Below are 24489 nucleotides of genomic sequence, written 5' to 3'. Positions count from 1 at the left end.
AAAGATGAAAAATACATATCTATATATTTTCTGTTTGAGTTTATTGTCGCTGGGTTCTTGTAGTTTAGAAACAGAACCATTGGTACAACAAACAGATACGAATTTTTATAAAACAACAGATGATGCTTATGCAGCATTAGTAGGATGTTATGATGGTCTACAGGTGGCAACCGGAGCCAGTGGCTTGGGAGTTCCTGTAATAAGTGAAGTAATGTCTGATGATTGTTTTGGAGGAACGGGTAACTCTGACGGATACAGTTATGCCGCCATCGACGAGTTTGATATTAGCCGTTCTCCTTCAGATGTTGATTTGCTTAATAACAACTGGATTGCCTATTACAAAGCCATTTATCGTTGTAATATCTTTTTGTCTAAAATCGATCAGATTGACTGGAAAGAGAACACTACTTTAAAGAATACATACGAGTCAGAAACTAAATTCATCAGAGCTTACCTTTATTTTGAAATGGCGCGTTTATGGGGAAGCGTACCATTGTTAACGGCACCTTCTACTGAAAATATCCCACAAGCAGCTCCAGAGGAAATTTATAAAGTAATTGCAGAAGATTTAGTATTTGCTTCAAATAATTTACCAGGTGGAGGATATGCCGCAACAACTAGCGGACGTATTACAAAATGGGCTGCTAAATCTTTATTAGGACGTGTTTATTTGTATTATACAGGGTATTACGGCAAAACAGATTTAGCAGGTATAGTTACCAAAACACAGGCTTTAGGACATTTAGAAGATGTTATTGCTTCTAGCGGACATGGTTTAGTAGATGATTTCTCTACTTTATGGCCAGCAGCATCAGTTGATAAATATGCCGGAGAAAGCAATAAAGAAATTGTGTTTTCTATAAAATATACTTACACAAGTGATTATAACGGAAACACAGATGGTAACCATTGGTTAGTAATGTTTGGTATGAGAGAATTCTCGTCTTATCCTTACGGACGCGGATGGGGAGTTACGGTAAATTCGAAATTATGGAATGCTTATACTGCCGGAGACACAAGACGCGTAGCAACTGTAATTGGAATCGATCAGGAAAAAATAAAATTTGATAAAATAAACAGCCAGAGAGAATATACAGGTTATTATAATAAGAAATATTCACCAATGGTGGATAAAGACGGAAAAGATCTTCCTCTTGTTATGGGTAGCCAGTATTGGGATATTGGTCAATTTCAGGATTATGTTGTCTTGAGATATTCAGATGTTTTGCTAATGGCGGCAGAATTAGGAAGCGGAAGCGCGCAAACTTATTTCGACAACGTTAGAAGAAGAGCGTATAAAGACAACTTTACCTCTTTACCGGTGAATTATGATAATATCATGAACGAAAGACATTTAGAATTTGCTCTTGAAGGAGTCAGATATTGGGATTTATTACGTCAGGGTATCGGAAAAGCTTCTACAGCTATTGCAGAAACTACAACATTGCTAAGTGGCGGAGTTGCCGGAACAAAAACAATTTCAGCAGCTAAAATACAGGCGACAAAAGGACTGCAGCAAATCCCGAATACTCAGATCACATTATCAGGTGGAGTATTGAAGCAAAATGCGGGTTGGTAATTTTAACTTAAAAAGCAAAGAAATGAAAAATATTAAATTATTAATTACATCATTTTTGATGGTAGCATTAATGCTAGTATCATCTTGTTCACCGGAAACCTATTCTCTGGACAGCCCGATGAGCAAATCGGATATACATTTTGAGATTACCCAGGATTTAGTAACAGATGCGGGAGGAAACACGGTAATACTGAAAAATACAACTCCGGGAGTGGTATTAAACTGGGATTATGTTACAGGAAAGTCGAGTAAAGCTGTGCAAACTGTACAATATGCTTTTAAAGGAAGTTATACCATCAAAATTACTGCTGTAACCGGCGGTGGTCTTGTAGAGTTAGATCCGGTAACAATTGTTGTAAGTCAGGACAACTTAAATTATGTTAATGATCCTCTTTGGACAGCATTATCAGGTGGAGTTGGCAAAAAGAAATCATGGGTAGCTGATAATGGTAAATATGGTTTAGCTCCGGGTGCTATGTCTTTTGCGGATCCTAATGATCCTACAAAACCGGTAGAATGGAATAATTTTACACCAAACTGGGAACCTGAAGGTAATGCTAATTCAAGTACAGATGCTGATATGCATTGGGGAAGATACATGACATTCAGCCTTGAGGGAGGACCTTTTATGACGGTTAATGAAAAGGATGGAACGACGATTCAAAACGGATCTTACTTCTTGGATATTAATGCGCATACCCTAACAACAACAGGAGCAACTATTCTAAGACCAGACAATTATATCGCAAATGCAAGTAACTGGAACAATGAAATTAAAGTACTGAAACTTACTGATAATCAGTTGAGAATTGCAGTAAAGAGAACCAATAGCGAAGGACCTTGGTGGTACATTTGGAATTTTGTTGCTAAAGATTATGCAGACAGCTACGTTCCTCCAATTACAGAACCTGTTCTTGACGAAGGTTATAATCCAACTTTTGCTTCTGGCGAATTGTTGACAATGTTAACCGGAGGAGCCGGAGCAGGAAGAGTTTGGCAATTAGATGCAGCAGGTAATCCTGTTGACTGGGTTGCGGCAGGAAAAGGATGGACAGTTAACGCTGGAAGTTCTTCTGATTGGGGATGGAATGCTGGTTGGACAGCTGTTGCCGGTAATTCATGGGTACGTTTTGACCAGTGGGGAGGTAAATTAAATTATACCCGTAGCCAAAATGGTGTTGTAACTACAGGAATTTTTACCATAAATGCAGCAACCAATGAAATTAATTTAGGAACAGATACATTGATTCAAAATTCAGAAAGCTGGATGAGTCCAACTGCGAATATTATCAAAGTAGTAAAAGCATACAATAAAGATTATCTTCAAAAAGGTATTTGGTTAGGGACATCTTATGATGCCGGTAAAGATGAATGGTTTGTTTTCCATTACATCATCCCTTAAATAATTACGGGTTTTCATAAACCGGAAACCTGATTATTTAAAGTATAAAACAACCGGTAGGGGATTTACAAAGTCACCTATCGGTATGTTTATATTTGTTTTTAAATATTAAAATCCTTTCAAAATGAAGAATAAAAGAAAATATTTAAATAATGGACTACCATTATTAATGCTAATCGGAATTATCTTATTGGGCTCTTGCAGCAAAAAAGAGGATGCTTTTGCAAACAGAAAAGTTTCTTTTAATTCAGATTGGAGTTTTCATCTTAATGACAGCATAATCGACAAAGATACTATTGGAGCTTCAACCAAATGGAGAACATTAAACGTTCCTCATGATTGGAGTATCGAAGGAAAATTTGACAAAAAAAGTCCTGCCGGATATGGAGGCGGAGCCCTTAACGGAGGTTTAGGCTGGTACAAAAAAACATTTAAAGTTGCCGCTGAAGACAGCACAAAAGTAACTTCGATTACTTTCGACAGCGTTTACAGAAACAGCGAAGTATGGGTAAACGGACATTATTTAGGGAAACGTCCAAACGGATACATTGGTTTTCAATATGAAATCTCCAAATACTTAAATTACGGAGACAAAAACAATGAAATTATTGTAAAGGTTGACAATTCAAAACAACCCAATTCACGTTGGTATTCAGGTTCCGGAATTTTTAGAAATGTCTGGATCGAAACCACAGATAAATTGCACGTTGCACAATGGGGAACTTATGTGACAACACCAAAAGTTACGGCTGAAAAAGCTTCGGTTAGTTTTGAAACTACTATTCAGAATCAAAACCCAGCTTCAAAAAAGGCAACAGTAACCACTACTATTTTTAAAGAAGATACAAAAGTAACATCGGTTACTCAAAATATAACGATTGGTGCGAATACCAATCAAACCATCAAGCAAGAAACTGAAGTTGGAAATCCAATTTTATGGTCAGTTGAAAAACCGGAATTGTATACAGTTGTAACAGAAATTTCAGTAGATAATAAAATTGTAGATCAGTACAAAACCAACTTAGGAATCAGAGATTTTAAGTTTGATGTAGATAAAGGTTTTATTCTTAACGGAAAACAAGTTAAAATCAAAGGTGTTTGTATGCATCATGATTTAGGTCCGTTAGGTTCCGCAATTAATACAAGAGCCATCGAACGTCAGTTGGAAATTTTGAAAGAAATGGGCGTAAACGGAATCAGGACTTCTCATAATCCTCCGGCTCCGGAACTTTTGGATTTATGTGATAAAATGGGTTTCATTGTCATGGATGAGGCTTTTGACATGTGGAAACAAACCAAAACCAAATATGATTACGGAAATGACTGGGACAAATGGCATAAGAAAGATTTAATCGATCAATTGCTTCGCGACCGAAATCATCCAAGTATTTTTATCTGGAGTATAGGAAATGAAATTCCGGAACAATGGAATGAAACCGGTGTTACAATCGCAAAAGAATTAGCCGCCATTACACGTCAGTACGATAAAACACGTCCGTTGACCGCAGCGATGAATCCGCCAGTGAACATGAATATTGACGAAGTAACGTTACAGTTCGAAAAAAAGAATGTCCAGTTTAATGCCATAGCAAAATCCGGTGTTTTAGATATTATCGGTTATAATTATGCGCATCAAACCTATAAGTATCATCAAAAGAATTTCCCGGGAGTTCCTTTCATCGCAACCGAAACAACTTCGGGTTTACAAACCCGCGGTTATTATGATACCGTTTCGGATAGTATTAAAAAATGGCCGGTACGATGGGATCTTAAATTTACAGAGGGAAATCCAGGTAACACCGTTTCGGCTTACGATCAGGTACAAACGCCTTGGGGTTCGACACATGAAGCCACCTGGAAAGTGATTAAAAAATACGAATTTCTTTCGGGAATGTACATTTGGACAGGTTTCGATTATATTGGAGAACCAACTCCGTACGAATGGCCATCAATCAGTTCCTATTTCGGAATTGTAGATTTAGCCGGTTTCCCAAAAGATGTTTATTATATGTACCAAAGCGAGTGGACAGATAAAACTGTGCTGCACATTTTTCCACATTGGAACTGGAAAGCAGGACAAACTGTAGATGTTTGGGCATATTACAATAAAGCCGATGAGGTTGAATTGTTCCTTAACGGAAAATCAGTTGGGATTCGAAGTAAAAAAGGAGACGATTTGCACGTCATGTGGAGAATTCCTTTCCAGCCCGGAACGCTAAAAGCAATTTCTCGTAAAAACGGAAAAACAGTTTTAGAAACCGAAATCAAAACAGCCGGAAATCCTGAAAATTTAAAACTGACAGCAGATAGAAGCAACATCAAAGCCGATGGAAATGATTTGTCATTTGTAACAATTGATATTCTGGATGCAAAAGGAACTTTGGCTCCAAATGCAAATAATGAAATCCATTTCTCGTTAAAAGGAAACGGAAAAATCGTAGGGGTTTGCAGCGGAGATCCGGTAAGTCATGAATCGTACAAAGGTTCAAAACATACCGCTCTTAACGGAAAATGTTTAGTCATTGTCCAGTCTGATACAAAAACAGGAAGACTGGAATTAACCGCTAAAGCGAATGGATTAAAACCAGCGACAATAGTAATTACAGCAGAATAATAAGTTACCCTCTTAACAGGTTTCCAAAACCTGTTAAGTATGGATAGATTTTTATTAAAGTATTAAATAAAATACCTAACAGGTTTTGGAAACCTGTTAGGAGAATTAACATTTAGAATAAATTAAACCAATGAAAAACGCACAACTAAAAGCATTGTTTTCGATCTTCATGTTTGGATTTTTGGTAACGCCAAAAGCGTCTGCACAAATTCAGAACGCAGATGTGTTGAATGCTCCGATAGATATCAGCAAGGATTTTCAGAATTATATGAATACCTTTTATTTTGCTGATGAACTGACCGCTTTTGATCCTGCAACAGGAAAAGGAACAATTAAATATCTGAGATACAATTACAAAACGCGTCAGGCTTTCAACAACATGATGATGAAACCGGAGGTAGTTCCTGCAAACGAATTTCCAACGACAGAATATCAGGCTTCGCCAGAATTGCCGTTCCAGATTCAGTTTGTATCAGATAGAACCATCAGAATCAAAACCACTTCAGGACCGCAATTTCATCCTGAAAAAGAGTCTTTGATGTTGATAAATGGTGTTGCACCAAATCATCCTGAATTATGGAAATATTCTAAAATCGAAGGCGGACATAAATACACCAGTAAACATGGTTCAGTTGAAATTTTAACAAAACCATGGCACGTAAAGATTTACGACGAAACAGGAAAATTATTGACCAGTACACTTCATGATTCAGATCTGCAAAATACGTATACGCCAACACTTCCGTTTTCGTATGTGCGCAGAAACAGCGACTATTCAAGAAGTATGGGAGCTGCTTTCAGCCTAGAACCGGACGAAAAAATATTTGGTTGCGGAGAATCTTTCACACAATTCAATAAACGCGGACAAAAAGTAGTTTTATGGACAGATGATGCAAACGGAATCCAGAACGAAACGATGTACAAACCTGTTCCGTTTTATATGAGTAGTCGTGGTTACGGAGTTTTCATGCACCATTCAACACCCATTACGGTTGACTTTGGAAAATATTACGCAAGTGCCAACGAAATGTATATTGGTGATGATGAAGCTGATTTATTTTTCTTCATCGGAGAACCAAAAGACGTTTTAGACCAATACACAGATTTGACCGGAAAAGCAGCAATGCCACCACTTTGGTCGTTTGGTTTCTGGATGAGCCGAATCACTTATTTTTCTGAAAAAGAAGGAAGACAAGTAGCAAAAGATTTGCGTAAATACAAAATCCCAACAGATGTAATTCACTTTGATACCGGTTGGTTTGATGTAGACTGGAGAAACAATTATGAGTTTTCTAAAGACCGTTTTCCGGATGCTCAAAAAATGATGTCAGATCTTAAAGACGATGGTTTTCATGTATGTTTATGGCAATTGCCGTATTTCTCACCAAAGAATACCTTGTTCAACGAAATCATGGATAAAAACTTAGCGGTAAGAGATCGCAAAGGAAATCTTCCTTACGAAGATGCTGTTCTTGATTTCTCAAACCCTGAAACTGTAACCTGGTATCAGGCAAAATTGAAACATTTATTCGATCAGGGCGTTTCAGTTTTCAAAGTTGATTTTGGAGAAGCAGCACCGCCAGACGGAATTTACCATTCAGGAAGAACCGGTTTCTACGAACACAATTTATATCCATTAAGATACAACAAGGCTGTAGCCGAAATTACCCAAAAAGAAAAAGGTTATACTTTAATCTGGGCAAGAAGTACTTGGGCAGGATCTCAGCGTTACCCATTGCATTGGGGTGGAGATGCAGAAACTACAAACGGAGCAATGTCGGCAGAATTGCGTGGCGGACTTTCATTAGGATTAAGCGGATTTAGTTTCTGGAGTCATGACGTTGGAGGATTTGCAACAAAATCACCGGAGAATTTATACAGAAGATGGGCGCCTTTCGGGATGTTTACCTCACACGTAAGAAGCCACGGAGAACCTCCGCGCGAACCTTGGTTGTACAGCAAAGATTTCCTTGAAGGATTTAGAAAAGCAGATAATATGCGTTACGAATTAATGCCATATATCTACGCCCAGGCAAAAGAAAGTTCACAAAAAGGATTACCAATGATGCGCGCTTTATTTGTAGAATATCCAAATGATCCGGGCGCATGGTTAGTTGACAATGAATATTTATTTGGATCAAGTATATTAGTTGCACCACTTTTTGAAGAAGTGACAGAAAGAGACGTTTATCTTCCTGAAGGAACTTGGATTGATTACCAAACTAAAAAAGTATACCAATCAGGCTGGCATAAAATCAAAGCCGGAGAAGTGCCAATTGTAGTTTTAGTAAAAGACGGAACTGCATTGCCTCACATCGCTTTGGCACAATCTACAAAAGACATGGATTGGAGCAAATTAACCTTGAAAGTATACGCAAGCGATAAAACAACTTCGGCAACAGCCAAAGTATTTTTACCTGACGGCGATGCGGTACAAGAAATTAAAGTAACCAAAAACGGAAACAATTTTGACGTAACTTCAAATCCATTAAAAGGAAAAACGACTCTAAAAACGGAGTGGATAAAATAAATCAGTTGCTTTATCCCATAGGGATTTAATGTCGGTAGAAACATCAACCATTGTAGTCATTTTTCCCGTTAGGGAATACACAAAATAAGATATATAGTTCCTGACGGGACATTGAAACGGGTATTCTGTTTTTTTATACCAACATTAAATCCCTACGGGATAAAAAAAATGAAAATCTGCTGAATCTGCCAGATCTGCGTGAAAAAAGAAACACATAGAAAAAGAAATCATTTTAATCGGTGTAATTAGTGGCAAAAAAAATAATTCGTGCAATTCGTGGCAAAAAATAGACATAGATTAAAAAGATTAAAAATTGAGAATTAAAAATCTGCCAGATATGCGTGAAAAAAAATAAACACATAGAAACATAGGATTTTGCAAACTTTAAATAAGTAAACAAAAAAGCACGCTTTTCACACATAGTCCCCATAGCTATCGGGATGTGTTAATGCAAGTGAAACGCCTATTACAAGATTACAAAATCCTATGTTTCTATGTGTTAAAAATATTTCCAATCAGAATAAAAATAAGTTTTTGTTGAGTTTCTAAATCGGGTGAAAGCACAAGCAACACCCGATTTATTAAAAATGAATTAAGAAAAAAATATCATGAAAAATTACCTCATTCTTCCCGCTTTAATCCTTTCAGTTTCGATTGGATACAGTCAGAAAAATAAAAATGCTTATGAATTGGCCTCGCCAAACGGGCAAAACAAAATCAAATTTGAGTTAGTAAAAAACGCTCCAAAATATGCGGTTTCACACGGGAAAACCGAAGTGATTACACCATCAGATATGGGATTTTTGCTAAAAGGAAATGAAAACTTAAGCACAGATTTCGAAATCAAAAGTGTAAAGAATTCGACTTTCGATGAAACCTGGGAACAAGTTTGGGGAGAAAAGAAGAACATCAGAAACCACTACAATCAGCTTTCTGTTCAATTACAGCAAAAAGCGGGAAACAAACGTAAGCTTGAAATCCAGTTTCGTGCGTTTGATGACGGAATCGCTTTTAGATATGTATATCCAAAACAAAGTGTAAAAGACAGTATTTTCATTATGGATGAAAAAACCACTTTTAACTTAAAAGAAGATGGAAAAGCATGGTGGATTCCGGCAAACAGAGAAAACCGTGACGAATATCTTTTTAACGATGCGGCGGTAAGTAAGCTGGACACGGTTTTGACACCATTAACGATCGAAAGCAAAAGCGGATTAGCATTGAGTTTTCACGAAGCAAATTTAGTTGATTTTGCCAGTATGACTTTGGTAAACACAACCGGAACGCAACTTAAATCTGATTTGGTGCCGTGGTCAGATGGTGTAAAAGTTCGAGTAAAAGATACGTTTACATCTTCATGGAGAACACTTCAAATAGGAGAAAATCCATCAGATTTGATTACTTCTTATTTGATTTTAAATCTGAATGAACCAAACAAATTAAAAAATATTACAAGTTATTTCAAACCCTACAAATACTTCGGAATTTGGTGGGGAATGCACATTGGGAAATATACTTTTTGGGAAAGCGACAAACAAGGTGCAACCACGAAACACGCCGAAGAATATATTGATTTTACAGCAAAAGAAGGATTTCATCATTTGTTAATCGAAGGCTGGAACAAAGGCTGGACACCACAATGGTATGAAAACCACATGCATATGTTCAGTTTTACAAAAAGTGCAGACAATTTCGACTTAGAAAAAGTAGTAGAATACGGAAAGGAAAAAGAGGTAGAATTGATTGGTTATCACGAAACAGGATCAAACTTAATCAATTATTTAAAAGAAGTTGATGCAGGTTTTGCTTTATATAAAAAACTGGGAATTCATTCGGTTAAAATTGGACACGTAGGTTCAAAACTGAACATGAAAGAAATGCATTTTGGACAATTTGGAGTAAATTATTTCAGATATATATTAGAAAAAGCGGCGCAATATGATTTAGCCGTATTGTACCATGAATCGATAAAAGATACAGGAGAACGAAGAACTTTCCCAAACATGGTTTCGAGAGAAGCAGCAAGAGGACAAGAATACAACGCTTGGAGTGAAGGAAATCCGCCAAATCATTTGACAATTCTTCCGTTCACCAGATTGCTTTCAGGACCAATGGATTATACACCGGGAATTTTTGATGTTGAGGTAAAACAAGGATATCCAGGCAAAAGAGTGCACGGAACCGCAGCACAACAATTGGCATTGTATGTAACGATTTATGCGCCAATCCAGATGATGGCAGATCTTCCTGAAAATTATGAAGGAAAACCAGCATTACAATTCTTAAAAGATGTTCCAACAGATTGGGAAGATACTAAAGTTTTGGAGGGAAAAATTGGAGAATATATTACAACAGCCCGTAAAGACAGACACAGTGCTGATTGGTATTTAGGAACAATTACCAATGAAAATGCAAGAGACGTAAATGTTTCTTTATCATTTTTAGATCCAAACGCAACTTATGAAGCGCAAATTTATGCAGATGCTGAGGGAACTGATGAAACACATAATCCATCAGCAATAGCAATTTCGAAGAAAACAGTAAAAGCATCAGATTCATTAAAATTGCATTTAGGCGGAGCAGGAGGAACAGCAATTAGATTTAAAAAATTATAGATATAGATTGGCAAACCCGACAGGTTTTCAAAACCTGTCGGGTTTACTTGACGTAAAGATTAGAATTTAAATATCCTAACAGGTTTCCAAAACCTGTTAGGTATATATTTAACGTAACGATTAGATTTAAAAAAATATAATTTATTAGGTTTCAAATATCCTAACAGGTTTTTAAAACCAGTTAGGTATATATTTAACGTAACGATTAGATTTAAAAAAATATAATTTATTAGGTTTCAAATATCCTAACAGGTTTTTAAAACCAGTTAGGTATATATTTAACACAACGATTAGCTTCAAAAAAATATAATTTATAAAAATGTAAAACCCGTAGGGTTTAATAACCACAATTTTTTTAAATGAAAAACGACATACTACATATTGTTTTTATTTTGGCTATCAATTTGGTGTCTTCACAGCAAAAGCAATATCCTTTTCAGGATCCTAAATTAGATACTGAAAAGCGTATTGATAATTTGTTATCGTTGATGACGCTTGATGAAAAAGTTCAGGCATTAAGCACGAACCCGTCGGTAAAAAGATTAGGCGTTTTAGGTACAGGTCATGTAGAAGGATTGCACGGTTTAGCACTTGGCGGACCGGGAGAATGGGGCGGAAAAAACAAACAACCCGTAACCACCACCACTTTTCCTCAGGCTTATGGTTTGGGAGAAACCTGGGATGTTGATTTGTTACAAAAAGTCGCGAATGTTGAAGGTTACGAAACCCGTTATGCATTTCAAAAATACCATCGCGGCGGTTTAGTCGTTCGTGCTCCAAATGCCGATATTGCAAGAGATCCGCGTTGGGGTCGTACCGAAGAAAGTTATGGAGAAGATGCTTTTTTTAACGGAACTATGACCGTTGCTTTTGTAAAAGGATTACAAGGAAATAATCCCAAATATTGGCAAACGGCTTCATTAATGAAACACTTTTTGGCCAACAGCAACGAAGATGGCAGAACCTATACATCATCTGATTTTGATGAAAGACTTTGGCGAGAATATTATGCGTTGCCTTTTCAAATGGGCGTTGTCGAAGGAGGATCACGTGCTTACATGGCGGCATACAATAAAGTAAACGGAATCCCGGCAATGGTACATCCGATGTTGAAAAATATTACCCAAAAAGAATGGGGACAAAACGGAATCATTTGTACCGATGGAGGCGCATTCAAATTATTACTTTCAGATCATAAATATTACGCAGACAAATATCTTGGCGCTGCGGCAGCCATAAAAGCGGGAATTAATCAATTTTTAGATGATTATACAGAAGGTATTTACGGAGCACTTTCGCATGGATATTTAAAAGAAAAAGATATTGACGACGTTATTCGTGGCGATTATCGCGTAATGATTCAATTGGGAATGTTAGACGTTTCAGATGAAAATCCTTATTCGAAAATTGGAACAGAGAAAGATACAATCGATCCCTGGAAAACTGAAGCACATAAAAAAATCGCTTTGGAAGCCACCCAAAAATCAATCGTTTTACTTAAAAATGATTCAGAATTATTGCCTTTACAAAAAGATAAATTAAAAACCATTGCCGTAATCGGACTTCATGCAGACGAAGTATTGTTGGATTGGTACAGTGGAACTCCACCTTATACCATTTCTCCTTTACAGGGGATTAAAAATAAACTGGGAAACAATGTTGAAATTCTTTACGCTAAAAACAATATTGATGGCAAAGCAGTTTCAATAGCAAAAAAAGCAGATGTTGTCATTGTGATTGTTGGGAATCATCCGGTTTGTAACGCAGGTTGGGCAGATTGTCCCGTTCCGAGTGAAGGCAAAGAAGCTGTCGATCGTCAATCCTTGACATTAGAACATGAAGATTTAATTAAACTCGTGTATCAGGCGAATCCCAAAACGGTTGTAGCCTTGATTAGCAGTTTTCCGTATGCGATAAACTGGACACAAGAACACGTTCCGGCAATTGTGCACATGACGCAAAACAGTCAGGAAACAGGAACGGCTTTGGCCGATGTTTTATTTGGAGATTATAATCCTGGCGGACGACTGACACAGACTTGGGTGGCAGCCATTACAGATTTATCTGAATTATTAGATTATAATATCAGAAATGGCAGAACCTATATGTATTTCAAAGGAAAACCTTTATATGCTTTCGGTCACGGATTGAGTTATACCACTTTCAAATACAATTCTATTGAAACCAATTCAGAAACTATTGCTAAAAATGGTGAAGTAAAAGTAATTGTTTCGATCACTAATACTGGAAATAAAGATGGAGACGAAGTAATTCAGCTATACGTAAAGCAATTAAATTCAAAAGTAGAACGTCCTGAAAAAGAGTTAAAAGCATTTCAGAGAGTTTTCTTTAAAGCCGGAGAAACTAAGAATGTTTTTTTAACTTTAAAAGCTAAAGATTTAGAATATTGGAATACCGGAAAACAACAATTTGAATTAGAAAATAATGTAATTGAAATTCAGGTTGGAAGTGCTTCAGATGCCATTCTTCTAAACAAAAAAATAACTATCAAAAACTAAAAAAAAAGTACTAAGCATGAAAAACAAAATCATATACCTATCAGCGGCGTTGGCTTTTGCAGTATTTACTTCTTGTAAAAATGATGCAAAAAGTGAATCACGTTCTGATTCAGGAGAACCAAAAGAATACAAAGGCAAAGAAATAGGATCAGAACACGATGCCGAAATAGATAAATTAGTGTCTCAAATGACATTGGAGGAAAAAATCGGAATGCTGCACGGTAACAGCATGTTTACTTCCGGCGGTGTAAAACGTTTGGGAATTCCCGAACTTAAAATGGCCGACGGACCTTTAGGGGTTCGTGAAGAAATTTCTCGTGACAACTGGGCTCCGGCAGGATTAACAAATGACTTTGCAACGTATTATCCGGCAGGTGGAGGACTAGCTGCAACATGGAATGCTGAAATGGCGTATACTTTCGGAAACAGCCTTGGACAGGAAATGCGTGCAAGAGACAAAGACATGTTACTTTCGCCGGCGATTAATATCGTAAGAACACCGCTTGGAGGAAGAACTTACGAATATATGTCTGAAGATCCGTTTTTGAACAAAAAAATTGCAGTGCCTTTGATCGTTGGTTTACAGGATAATGATGTTATGGCTTGCGTAAAACACTTTGCCGCAAACAATCAGGAAACCAATCGTGATTTTGTCGACGTACAAATTGACGAGCGTACGCTTCGTGAAATTTACCTTCCGGCATTCGAAGCTTCTATAAAAGAGGCTCATGCGTATAGTGTAATGGGCGCTTACAACAAATTTAGAGGAGAATATTTATGTGAAAACGATTATATGCTGAACAAAATCCTTCGTGACGAATGGGGATTTAAAGGCGTTGTAGTTTCAGATTGGGCTGCGGTTCACTCTACAGTAAAATCTTTAAAAAGCGGATTAGATATTGAAATGGGAACTCCAAAACCTTTCAATGAATTTTTTCTTGCCGATAAATTAATCGCTGCCGCAAAAAACAAAGAGATTTCAGAAGCAGAAATTGACATTCACGTAAAAAGAATCCTGCGCACTTTATTTCAGGTAAAAGCAATGGGCGGAAAAGACCGTGCAAAAGGTAGCATCGCAACCGAAGCACATTATCAGGATGCTTATAAAATCGCTGCAGAAGATATCGTTTTACTGAAAAATGAGAATAACGCATTGCCATTAAAACTAGATGGAGTAAAATCTATTGCCGTAATTGGAAACAATGCAACAAAGAAAAACGCTCTGGGCGGATTTGGTGCAGGAGTAAAAACCAAAAGAGAAGTTACACCGCTTGAAGGTTTAAAAAATAGATTGCCATCTTCAATTACAATCAATTATGCCGAAGGATATTTAGAGCGTTATGATGAAAAAAACAAAGGAAATTTAGGAAATATTACTTCAAATGGTCCTGTAACAATTGATCACTTAGATCCTGCTAAATTACAAGAAGCCATAGAAACAGCTAAAAAATCAGATGTTGCAATTATTTTTGCAGGTTCAAATCGTGATTACGAAACAGAAGCTTCAGATCGTAGAACTTTAAAATTACCATTCGGACAAGAAGAATTAATACAGAAAGTATTGGCCGTTAACCCAAGAACTATTGTAGTTATGGTTGCCGGAGCGCCTTTTGATATTGATGCTGTCAGCAAAAAAACTTCAGCTCTGGTGTGGAGTTGGTTCAATGGTTCTGAAGGAGGAAACGCTTTAGCCGATGTAATTTTAGGAAAAGTAAACCCGTCAGGAAAATTACCATGGACAATGCCGAAACAAATTATGGATTCTCCTGCGCATGCTACAAACAGTTTCCCCGGAGGAAAAACAGTAAGTTATGCGGAAGGAATTTTGGTAGGATACCGTTGGTTTGATACTAAAAACATCGCGCCATTATATCCTTTTGGATTTGGATTGTCGTACACCACTTTTGCTTTCGATAATGCAAAAACAGACAAAACTTCTTATGCAGAAAATGAAACAATCACTGTTTCTGTAGCCGTAAAAAACACAGGAAAAGTAGACGGTAAAGAAGTAGTGCAATTGTATACTTCAAAATCTGATTCGAAAATTACACGTGCTGCACAAGAATTAAAAGGTTTCCAAAAAGTATTGGTAAAATCAGGAAGTTCAAACACCGTAGCCATAAAAGTTCCCGTAAAAGAATTGGCTTATTACGATGTTGCCACTAAAAAATGGACTGTTGAACCAGGAAAATACACTTTGAAATTAGGAAACTCTTCAAGAGATATCAAGAAAGAAGTTGTTATAACAATTAAATAATACTTTGAAACATTAATGCTCTTTGATTTTTATTAAAGAGCATTATTTTAATAAATAAAAATGAAGTCGCGTGAATAAAACTTAGAACTAACTATCAAAACCAAACCAAATGAAAAATACAATTAAGAGTTACCTGTTTAGTGCCATTTTATGTTTGTCTTTTCTTACGATCTGGGCATGTAGTTCAGATAAAGACATAACCAATCCAACACCAGCAGAAAAAACACTAACAGCAGATACCAATAAAATTGATTTTTTAGGCAAAGGAAACGATGCGATTGTAAAAATCAATACGAATGTACAGACATGGACAATTGCCAGTTCTAATACCAACTGGATACAATTAAGCCAGACATCAGGAGTTACAGGAACGGTTATCGTTAAAATAACGGCTTTAGAAAATACAACTGCCGAAGCAAGAACAGCAACTCTAACTTTAAGTTCATCTGAAGCGCCGTCAGTTCAAATTTCAATTTCACAGGCAGGAGGAACTGTTAATACAGGTTTATACCCAAGTTACAATACAAACCCTCTTGCGGCTGATGCTTCAGCAATGAGCAGTACCGCAGTTCAATTGGCAGCAAAAATAAAATTAGGCTGGAATATTGGCAACACTTTAGAAGCGACAAACGGAGAAACTGCTTGGGGAAATCCAAAAGTAACCAAAGCATTAATCGATGCAGTTAAAGCAAGTGGTTTCAATGCCGTTAGAATTCCATGTTCTTGGAATCAATATCTGGCCAATACAGCAACAGCTCAAATCAGAACCGAATGGTTAGACCGAGTGAAAGAAGTGGTACAATATTGCGTTGATAATAATATGTATGTTGTAGTAAACATTCACTGGGATGGTGGATGGTTAGAAAACAATATTACCGAAGCTAAAAAAGAAGAAAACAACGCCAAACAAAAAGCATTCTGGGAACAAATCGCAACACATTTACGCGGATTCGACGAGCATTTACTTTTTGCAAGTGCAAATGAACCAGCGGTTGAAGATGCGGCACAAATGGCCGTTTTAACTTCGTACCATCAAACCTTTATTGATGCTGTTCGTTCAACAGGAGGAAAAAACGCATACAGAACTTTGGTAGTTCAGGGACCAACAACAGATATCGAAAAAACAAATAAACTAATGCTGACTTTGCCAACTGATTCACAAGCAAATCGCATGATGGTCGAAGTTCATTATTATACACCATGGAATTTTGCGGGATTAACTAAAGATGAATCCTGGGGAAAAATGTTCTATTATTGGGGAACAGGTTATCACTCAGCAACAGATACAGATCGAAATGCAAGCTGGGGCGAAGAAGCAGATTTAGAGAAATATTTCAAATTAATGAAAACCCAATTTGTCGATAAAGGTATTCCTGTTTTGTTAGGAGAATTTGGCGCCATTCGTCGAACAACCTTAACTGGGGATGCTTTGACTTTGCATTTGGCTTCAAGAGCTTATTATTTAAAAACGGTGGTAAAAACAGCCAAAGCAAATGGATTATTACCTTTTTATTGGGATGAAGGAAGTCTTGGCGACAATAGTTTCGGAATAATTAATCGATCTAATAATACTGTTTCGGACACTCAGGCAATGAATGCAATGATCGAAGGATTACAATAAAATAGAAATTCACCATATAAGTGATATAAGTAAACATGAGTTCAGCCTATGAGTAAAACTTAAATTATCTTATATCACTTATATGATTTAAAACAATAAAGACAATGAAGAAAAGCATAATCTTTCTTTTTATAATGTGCAATATCTTGGTAAATGCCAATGTTAGAATGCCTATATTATTTTCTGACGGAATGGTTTTGCAGCGCAACAAAGAAATTCCGGTTTGGGGTTGGGCAGAACCAAATGAAAAAGTGGAAGTGCATTTCAATAAACAAACCAAAACTGTCCAAGCCGATAAAAACGGTAAATGGATAATTAAACTTTCTGCTGAAAAAGCGGGTGGGCCTTTTGAGTTATCCATTACAGGAAAAAATAAAATCGTAATCAAAGATGTTTTAGTCGGTGAAGTCTGGATTTGCAGCGGACAATCTAACATGGAATTTCAGATGTACAAAACCATGAACGCTGATAAAGAAATGGCAGATTCCAATTATCCTATGATTCGGCATTTTGGCGTTGCTCAGGATTTAAGCGGAACACCAAAAGAAGATTTAAAAGCCGGAAAATGGCTGGTCGCTAACAAAGACAATATCCGTGATTTTACAGCCGCAGGATTTTTCTTCGCCAAGAAATTATATGCAGAACTAAAAATCCCAATCGGAATCATAAATACTTCCTGGGGCGGTACGAATGTCGAAACCTGGACAAGTCACGAAGCTTTCGAAAAAAGTAATGATTTCCAAGCCATGATTGCCGATGTTCCGCAAGTAGATATGGATGCCGTTTTTGAAGTGTATAAAAAATCGGTTCTTGATAATGTGAAAAAAGTTCAGGGTTTTGATGTTTCCATGGAAAATGAAAATCAATTCAAAGAATTCAGTTTCGATGATAAAAATTGGCCGGAAATAAAAGTACCATCGTTATGGGAAAACCAGCAAATAGGCAATGTCGATGGTGTAGTTTGGATGCGAAAAACAATCATTTTATCCGCTGAACAAGCCAAATCCGAAGCCATTTTACATTTATCAAAAGTCGACGATGAAGATATTACTTATGTAAACGGTGTTGAAGTAGGGACGAATAAAATCTGGGAAGCATTAAGAATTTATAAAATTCCGGCAGGAACTTTAAAAGAAGGTAAAAACATAATTGCCGTAAGAATCGCAGATTATTCTGGCGGCGGCGGAATCTACGGCGATCCTGCCGATCTTAAAATTCAGTTCAAAGACACTAATATCTCGCTTGAAGGACTTTGGAAATTCAATGTTGTGGATGTAAAAATCGCAGTTTCACCAAACAGTTATCCGTCATTATTATACAATGCGATGGTAAATCCGTTAATTCCGTATGCTTTTCAGGGCGTTTTATGGTATCAGGGCGAAGCCAATGTTTGGCGAGCAAAGCAATACAAAAAATCATTTCCGTTAATGATCAACGATTGGCGCACAAAATGGAATCAGGGTGATTTCCCTTTCTATTTTGTACAATTATCCACTTTTGATGAATTCAAAGGCAATAGTAAAGTCGGAAGTCGTTGGGCAGAACTTCGCGAAGCACAAGCCGAAACCCTAAAATTAAAAAACACCGGAATGGTTGTAACCACAGATATTGGTAACGCAAAAGACATTCACCCTACAAATAAGCAAGACGTTGGTTTGCGTTTGGCGGCAATTGCTTTGAATAATGTTTACGGCAAAAAGCAAGTTTACAGCGGACCAACTTTTAAGTCTCAGGAAATAAAAGGAAACGAAATAATCCTTACTTTCGACAATCTAGGAAGCGGATTATCAACTTCTGACAATTCAGAAAACATAAAAGGATTCGAAATCGCCGGAACCGACAAAGTTTTTCATTCCGCGAAAGTGATAATAAAAAACAACAAAGTCATCGTTTCAAGCGAAAACGTAAAAAATCCCGTAGCCGTTCATTACGGTTGGGCAGATGATGATACCGAAATCAATCTTTTCAACAAAGAAAAATTTCCCGCATCGCCATTCAGAACCGATAATTGGGAAATGATTACAGCAAACGCAATATATAAGGTGACTAAATAGATAATCTTGATTTCCTAACAGGTTTCCAGAACCTTTTAGATATATTATAGGTAATTCCAGAATGTTTATATTAGCGATAAAAATAATAATCAGATCGGGCTATCCGCGCTACTTCGGTAGCCAGATCCTCTCCCTCACGCGCGCATATTGGGGTTGCGTATCCTAACAGGTTTCCAAAACCTGTTAGGTATAATTGTTAAAAGAAGCCAAAAATCAGAATATATAAAGCTGATTTTCCGATATCTTAACAGTTTTTTTCAACCTGTTAGGTATGATAATGTAATATTGGAGCGAATAATAATAATACCTAACAGGTTGAAAAAACCTGTTAGGATATCATAAACAAACAAAAGAATACATGAAGTCAAATCTCATTAAGACATTTTTTATTTTATTATTCACCTCTTTCTGCCTAAACATGTCAGCGCAATCCAGTCATGTTTTATGGTACAATCAACCTGCAGAATTTTTTGAGGAAAGTTTGGTTTTAGGAAATGGAAAAATGGGCGCAACCGTTTTTGGCGGCGCAAATTCAGATAAAATATATCTGAACGATGCCACACTTTGGTCAGGCGAACCCGTAAATGCCAATATGAATCCGGAAGCATATAAAAATATTCCGGCTATTCGCGAAGCGCTCAAAAACGAAAACTACAAACTAGCCGACGAATTAAACAAAAAGATCGAAGGCAAAAATTCCGAATCATTTGCACCTTTAGGAACATTAGAAATCAATAATTCCGAGAAAGGAAAAGCGGTTAATTATTATAGAGAACTCGATATTTCGAAAGCACTATCAAAGGTGAGTTACGAAATGAACGGTATAAAATTTACCCGTGAATATTTTGTTTCGGCACCGGACCAAATCATGGTAATCAAATTGACAAGCAGTGCAAAAGGAGGTTTGAATTTTGATATTAATTTAAAGAGTCTGCTAAAATCAAATGTCGAAGTAAGAAATAATATTTTGGTAATGAAAGGATTTGCTCCAATGCATGAAAATGCAGGATATACGATTTTGCCAAAATATGAAAAAATAAACGAAAGAGGAACAAGATTTACAACGTTAATTCAAATCAAAAAAACAGACGGGAAAATTACAAGCTCCAGAGAAACGTTAACTTTAAAAGATGCGACGGAAGCCATTATTTACGTTTCTGTTGCCACAAGTTTTAATGGTTTTGATAAAAATCCCGCAAATGAAGGATTAGATGATGTATCAATTGCATTGCAAAACCTGAATAAATCATACTTAAAATCATTCGATCAATTAAAAGAAGCTCATGTTGCTGATTATCAAAAATTCTACAATCGTGTAACTTTAGATCTGGGAAAAACAACTGCTCCGGATCTGCCTACAAACGAACGTTTACTGCGCTACGCTGATGGTAAAGAAGATAAAAACCTTGAAATTCTTTATTTCAATTTTGGACGTTATTTACTAATCAGCTCTTCGAGAACTTTGGGCGTTCCAGCGAATTTACAAGGCATTTGGAATCCGCATTTAAACCCGCCATGGAGCAGTAATTATACCATGAATATCAATCTCGAAGAAAATTACTGGCTGGCTGAAAACACCAATCTTTCAGAGATGCATTTACCACTTTTAAGCTTCATCAAAAATCTTTCGGTAACCGGAAAAGTAACGGCAAAGACTTTTTATGGTGTTAACGAAGGTTGGGCTGCTGCTCACAATTCTGATATTTGGGCAATGACAAATCCGGTGGGACAATTTGGAAAAGAAGATCCAAGTTGGGCGTGTTGGCCATTATCCGGAGCCTGGTTGAGTACACATATTTGGGAACATTATATTTTTACTCAGGATAAAGATTATCTAAAAAAAGAAGGATATCCAATCATGAAAGGGGCGGCGCAATTCTTTTTAGGCTGGATGATTACGGATAAAAATGGGAATCTAATTACATCGCCATCCACTTCTCCGGAAAACAAATACATTGCCCCAGACGGATTTATTGGAGCAACCATGTATGGCGGAACGGCAGATTTGGCCATGATTAGAGAATGTTTTGATAAAACAATAAAAGCTTCAAAAGTATTAAATACCGATGCTGATTTTAGATCGAAACTGGAAACGGCACTTGCGAAATTCCATCCGTACCAAATTGGTAAAAAAGGGAATCTGCAAGAATGGTATTTTGACTGGAATGACGAAGATCCAAAACACCGTCATCAATCACAATTATTCGGACTTTTTCCTGGCGATCATATTACACCGGAAAAAACACCAGATTTAGCCGAAGCTTCAAAAAAGACATTAGAAATAAAAGGTGATGAAACGACAGGTTGGTCAAAAGGTTGGAGAATCAATCTTTGGGCAAGGCTTTGGGACGGAAATCGTGCCTATAAAATGTTCCGCGAATTATTAAGATATGTTGATCCGGACGGAAAGAAAACCGAGAAACCAAGAAGAGGAGGAGGAACGTATCCGAATTTATTCGACGCACATCCGCCCTTTCAAATCGACGGAAATTTTGGCGGAGCCGCAGCCGTTGCAGAAATGCTCGTTCAGTCAGATGAAAACGAAATCAGATTATTGCCCGCTTTACCAGACGCTTGGGAAACTGGTTCAGTAAAAGGAATCTGCGCCCGCGGCGGATTTGAAATCGAAATGAACTGGGAGAATAAGACCCTGAAGAAAGTTACGATTTTTTCTAAAAGAGGAGGAAAAACAACTTTAATTAATGGAGATAAAAAACAGAATATCACGTTGAAAAAAGGAGAAAAATTAGAAGTTAACTGGTAAAATAGTTCTAAACTCAATCTTTGTCAAACCCGATAGGTTGAAAAACCTGTCGGGTTTTGCATTAAAAAACGAATGTCATCCTGAGCGAAGTCGAAGGCTTGATTATAGGAACGGGCTTCGACTCCGCCTGACAATTCAATTATTCTTTTTTATTCTCAGCATTTTCATTAGACTTCTCTTCAGAAGTTTTAGCATGTTCTTCTTTAAAAACATCATACCATTTTTCGATAGAAGGATAAACGAAAGCAGCTACTTTTTTTATCGGATTATAAAAGAAATATTTATCGAAAGTTTCTTTTTTGGCAAAAGTTTCATTGAAGTTCATTTTCTCAAAAAGGGCAATGAATATACTTAGAATCAGGACCGTTTTTAAGATTCTAAAGAACCCCCCTCCCAGTTTATTTGCCCATCCAAGGAAAGCAAAATCAGCAATTCCGGTAAGGATTTTGGCAAGGAAATAAACGCCAATTACCACCAGAATAAAAGTCAGGATAAAAGCGGTGATTTGTATCGTATTTGGATTCCATGAAACGTGTTTCATAATCACTTCCTTCATAAAAGAAGAGAATTTAATCGCAATATAAATTCCCAATAATAAAGAAATAAAAGAAGCAACTTCTACAAAAAGACCATTTTGGATTCCTTTGTATAAACTAAAAGCCAAAAGAGCACCAACAATAATATCAAAAAAACTCATGTTTTCTGTTTGTTTAATTAAAGCGCAAATATAAAAGAATTATCTGCTTTTCTTAAGGCTTTAGGTTCCTAAACCCGACAGGTTTTTAAAACCTGTCGGGTTTGTCAACAGAATTATAACCTGCGTTAATATATTAAATCCGTATAATCCGTGAACCATTTACAAATAACTGTATGAGAAATCTTTAATTTTAGGTCTTTGTACTTGAACTTCCTATCTTTGCCATAATAATTTTTAAAGTTAAGATTGATAAACTCAGATTTAAATAACCTTTAAATCATGCTTCAGTCTAGAATCTCCCGATAACTTCGGGACTAAAATCCACAAACACAATTAAAATGTCCAGAGATACACAACTAAAAGAACGATGGGAAAAGCTCGTCGATATACTATCTAATCAGTTTTCGCAAGGAGAAGATTTAGATCTAGATGCCATAATTTACCTAATTGGAGTTCAGGAACTCGGAAAAATACACCGTGAATTCAAAAAAGACGAAAAATTAAACCTGATGCACATTGCTATTTGCCGATTATTAGAGCCTTATGGGTTTTATGAATTCGACTTTTTTGATGCAGAAGGATGGCCACATTACAAGGTAAAAGAAGAATTGCCATCATTAAGAGCAGGAGAACAATCGGTTTTGATGAAAGAGGCGATTGTAAATTATTTTTTAGAAAGAGAACTTATAGAATAGGTTCCAGTCACAGTTTTCAGAATTTACCTGAGTTAGCAATGAAAACTGCAACTCAGACTAAAGACTTTCAACTAAAATCCTTAAATTTGCACCTTCAAAGTAAGATCGATGATAGATAAGATAAAACAACATATAGAGGAAGCTAAAGCCTTTAATGATAAAAATAAAGAATCCTTAGAGCAATTCCGTATTAAGTATTTAGGCAGTAAAGGATTGTTGAAAGAACTTTTTACAGAGTTCAAGAATATCCCAAACGACCAGAAAAAAGACTTCGGACAAGTAATAAATACTTTAAAAGCTGTTGCTGAAGAAAAAGTAAGAGTTATTCAGGAAGAACTGGAAAGTAAAGAAGAAGTAAAAGGAATTTTTGGCGATTTGACACGTGCTGCTGAACCGGTAATTATTGGTTCCCGTCACCCAATTTCGATCGTTAAAAATCAGATTATAGATATTTTTGCCAACATTGGCTTCAACGTTTCCGAAGGTCCGGAAATCGAAGACGACTGGCATAATTTTACCGCATTAAACTTACCGGAATACCATCCGGCGCGTGATATGCAGGATACATTTTTCATTCAGACCAATCCTGACGTTTTGTTGCGTACGCATACATCATCTGTTCAGGTGCGTTATATGGAAAATCACAAACCACCAATTCGTACTATTTCTCCGGGACGTGTATTTCGTAACGAAGCAATTTCGTCACGTTCGCACTGTATCTTCCATCAGGTAGAAGGATTGTATATTGACAAAGACGTATCGTTTGCTGATTTAAAACAAACATTGCTTTATTTTACTAAAGAAATGTTCGGAAAATCAAAGATTCGTTTACGTCCGTCATATTTCCCGTTTACAGAACCAAGTGCCGAAATTGATATTTATTGGGGTTTAAAAACCGAAACCGATTACCGTATCACAAAAGGAACTGGTTGGTTAGAAATTGGAGGCTGCGGAATGGTTGATCCAAACGTTCTTAAAAATTGCGATATCAATCCGGACGAATTTAATGGTTTTGCCTTCGGAATGGGAGTAGAGCGTATCGCAATGTTATTATACCAAATTGGTGATATTCGTATGTTTTACGAAAACGACGTTCGTTTCTTAGAGCAATTCAAAGCAAATATATAATTTAAGTCGAAAGT

Annotated in this window: 13 protein-coding genes; 12 read left to right on the top strand and 1 reads right to left on the bottom strand. The window is 36.7% G+C overall.

The genetic code is table 11. From position 1 onward, the window contains the following. Positions 1-4 precede the first annotated feature (4 nt). The 10 genes from QLQ94_RS03960 to QLQ94_RS03915 all read left to right on the top strand — a co-directional run bounded on the left by QLQ94_RS03960 (position 5) and on the right by QLQ94_RS03915 (position 21955). Complete coding sequence (locus tag QLQ94_RS03960) at positions 5-1579, top strand: RagB/SusD family nutrient uptake outer membrane protein (RefSeq protein WP_271334082.1); 1575 nt, start codon at positions 5-7, stop codon at positions 1577-1579. A gap of 22 nt (positions 1580-1601) precedes the next feature. Further along, on the top strand, positions 1602-2981 hold the full coding sequence (locus QLQ94_RS03955) for a hypothetical protein (protein WP_427401224.1): 1380 nt from the start codon (positions 1602-1604) through the stop codon (positions 2979-2981). 124 nt (positions 2982-3105) lie between these two features. Further along, on the top strand, positions 3106-5595 hold the full coding sequence (locus tag QLQ94_RS03950; protein ID WP_482499229.1) for a glycoside hydrolase family 2 TIM barrel-domain containing protein: 2490 nt from the start codon (positions 3106-3108) through the stop codon (positions 5593-5595). A 130-nt stretch (positions 5596-5725) separates the two neighbouring features. Continuing rightward, complete coding sequence (locus tag QLQ94_RS03945) at positions 5726-8125, top strand: glycoside hydrolase family 31 protein (protein WP_482499228.1); 2400 nt, start codon at positions 5726-5728, stop codon at positions 8123-8125. Between the two features lie 608 nt (positions 8126-8733). Then, entirely contained in the window at positions 8734-10740 is a 2007-nt protein-coding gene (locus QLQ94_RS03940) for a glycoside hydrolase family 97 protein (protein WP_482499227.1), read from the top strand. A gap of 359 nt (positions 10741-11099) precedes the next feature. Beyond that, positions 11100-13259 (top strand): glycoside hydrolase family 3 C-terminal domain-containing protein, encoded by a 2160-nt coding sequence (locus QLQ94_RS03935; RefSeq protein WP_271334087.1) that lies wholly within the window; start codon positions 11100-11102, stop codon positions 13257-13259. Between the two features lie 16 nt (positions 13260-13275). After that, complete coding sequence (locus QLQ94_RS03930) at positions 13276-15516, top strand: glycoside hydrolase family 3 C-terminal domain-containing protein (RefSeq protein ID WP_482499226.1); 2241 nt, start codon at positions 13276-13278, stop codon at positions 15514-15516. Positions 15517-15625: 109 nt separating this feature from the next. Next, positions 15626-17137, top strand: a complete 1512-nt coding sequence (locus QLQ94_RS03925; protein ID WP_271334089.1) for a cellulase family glycosylhydrolase — start codon at positions 15626-15628, stop codon at positions 17135-17137. Between the two features lie 104 nt (positions 17138-17241). After that, on the top strand, positions 17242-19191 hold the full coding sequence (locus tag QLQ94_RS03920) for a sialate O-acetylesterase (RefSeq protein ID WP_271334090.1): 1950 nt from the start codon (positions 17242-17244) through the stop codon (positions 19189-19191). A 418-nt stretch (positions 19192-19609) separates the two neighbouring features. After that, the gene (locus QLQ94_RS03915; protein WP_271334091.1) at positions 19610-21955 is read left to right on the top strand and encodes a glycoside hydrolase family 95 protein; all 2346 of its coding nucleotides are present in this window, start codon (positions 19610-19612) and stop codon (positions 21953-21955) included. Between the two features lie 139 nt (positions 21956-22094). Here the strand turns inward: QLQ94_RS03915 and QLQ94_RS03910 are convergent, their stop codons facing one another. Continuing rightward, positions 22095-22652, bottom strand: a complete 558-nt coding sequence (locus QLQ94_RS03910; RefSeq protein WP_271334092.1) for a CvpA family protein — start codon at positions 22650-22652, stop codon at positions 22095-22097. Positions 22653-22990: 338 nt separating this feature from the next. Here QLQ94_RS03910 and QLQ94_RS03905 point away from each other — a divergent pair, with 338 nt between their 5' ends. Next, a complete protein-coding gene (locus tag QLQ94_RS03905; protein WP_271334093.1) occupies positions 22991-23347 on the top strand; it encodes a hypothetical protein in 357 nt (118 codons plus the stop codon). A gap of 108 nt (positions 23348-23455) precedes the next feature. Further along, positions 23456-24475, top strand: a complete 1020-nt coding sequence (locus tag QLQ94_RS03900; RefSeq protein WP_131423455.1) for a phenylalanine--tRNA ligase subunit alpha — start codon at positions 23456-23458, stop codon at positions 24473-24475. Positions 24476-24489: the final 14 nt, after the last annotated feature.

The organism is Flavobacterium sp. B114r (assembly GCF_056824125.1).
This window is presented reverse-complemented; position numbering and strand designations above follow the sequence as displayed.

Excerpts from the sequence above, each read along its gene's own strand:
- QLQ94_RS03960 (WP_271334082.1), top strand. The coding sequence starts at position 5 with ATGAAAAATACATATCTATATATTTTCTGTTTGAGTTTATTGTCGCTG.
- QLQ94_RS03955 (WP_427401224.1), top strand. The coding sequence starts at position 1,602 with ATGAAAAATATTAAATTATTAATTACATCATTTTTGATGGTAGCATTA.
- QLQ94_RS03950 (WP_482499229.1), top strand. The coding sequence starts at position 3,106 with ATGAAGAATAAAAGAAAATATTTAAATAATGGACTACCATTATTAATG.
- QLQ94_RS03945 (WP_482499228.1), top strand. The coding sequence starts at position 5,726 with ATGAAAAACGCACAACTAAAAGCATTGTTTTCGATCTTCATGTTTGGA.
- QLQ94_RS03940 (WP_482499227.1), top strand. The coding sequence starts at position 8,734 with ATGAAAAATTACCTCATTCTTCCCGCTTTAATCCTTTCAGTTTCGATT.
- QLQ94_RS03935 (WP_271334087.1), top strand. The coding sequence starts at position 11,100 with ATGAAAAACGACATACTACATATTGTTTTTATTTTGGCTATCAATTTG.
- QLQ94_RS03930 (WP_482499226.1), top strand. The coding sequence starts at position 13,276 with ATGAAAAACAAAATCATATACCTATCAGCGGCGTTGGCTTTTGCAGTA.
- QLQ94_RS03925 (WP_271334089.1), top strand. The coding sequence starts at position 15,626 with ATGAAAAATACAATTAAGAGTTACCTGTTTAGTGCCATTTTATGTTTG.
- QLQ94_RS03920 (WP_271334090.1), top strand. The coding sequence starts at position 17,242 with ATGAAGAAAAGCATAATCTTTCTTTTTATAATGTGCAATATCTTGGTA.
- QLQ94_RS03915 (WP_271334091.1), top strand. The coding sequence starts at position 19,610 with ATGTCAGCGCAATCCAGTCATGTTTTATGGTACAATCAACCTGCAGAA.
- QLQ94_RS03910 (WP_271334092.1), bottom strand. The coding sequence starts at position 22,652 with ATGAGTTTTTTTGATATTATTGTTGGTGCTCTTTTGGCTTTTAGTTTA.
- QLQ94_RS03905 (WP_271334093.1), top strand. The coding sequence starts at position 22,991 with ATGTCCAGAGATACACAACTAAAAGAACGATGGGAAAAGCTCGTCGAT.
- QLQ94_RS03900 (WP_131423455.1), top strand. The coding sequence starts at position 23,456 with ATGATAGATAAGATAAAACAACATATAGAGGAAGCTAAAGCCTTTAAT.